At 56.8% G+C, this 583-nt stretch carries 1 protein-coding gene; it reads right to left on the reverse strand.

Annotated features, from left to right (window positions below; all coding sequences use genetic code 11):
- Nucleotides 1-228 precede the first annotated feature (228 nt).
- The gene (locus E5Z01_RS19295; RefSeq protein WP_135230854.1) at nt 229-498 is read right to left on the reverse strand and encodes a transposase; all 270 of its coding nucleotides are present in this window, start codon (nt 496-498) and stop codon (nt 229-231) included.
- Nucleotides 499-583 lie beyond the last annotated feature (85 nt).

Here is a 583-nt window from a genome sequence, read left to right on the forward strand (position 1 = left end):
TCGCTCAGGAAGGGCAATGCCGCCAGACGGCGCTCCTCCATCTGCTGTCGAGTCAGGAGCTTGGGTCGCCAAACTTCAACCATAGCCAGAGTCTATATCTCGCCATGAACTTACCGCGTTATCAATAATGCCAGGAAGATTTGGAGAGGCCCACCAGAACACAGGCCCGTTCGGGCCTGATCTGCGCCGCGACCAGCTCCCTGACCACAGCGCGCTTCTGGGTGGGCGTTACCGCTTTTTTCCAATGACATCCTTCATCGCATCAATTTCCAGGCGCTGCTGACCGACGATCCGCAGCAGACGGGCGTTTTCCTTCTCGAGCTGACGAAGCCGTTTGGCTTCGTCAGCGTTGGTGTCGCCATATCTCTTCTTCCAGGCGTAGTAAGACGCGGTGCTGCACCCGAAGTCGCGGCAAAGGTCTTCGACAGACCGCTCGCCTTTTTTGCCTTCCTGGAGCAGTTTGATGATCTGGTCTTCGGTAAACTGACGGATTTTCATGACTGGGCCTCGCTTTCCAGCTTAGGGCTGGGTTCGAGCCTTTGTCTCTAGGGACTCACCGTCCAGTTTCTGGGGAGCACTCCAG

The organism is Deinococcus fonticola (genome assembly GCF_004634215.1).
GTDB classification, from domain to species: Bacteria; Deinococcota; Deinococci; order Deinococcales; family Deinococcaceae; genus Deinococcus; species Deinococcus fonticola.

Bases quoted from the DNA above. Each gene is read 5' to 3' on its own strand.
- E5Z01_RS19295 (WP_135230854.1), bottom strand. From the start codon at position 498: ATGAAAATCCGTCAGTTTACCGAAGACCAGATCATCAAACTGCTCCAG.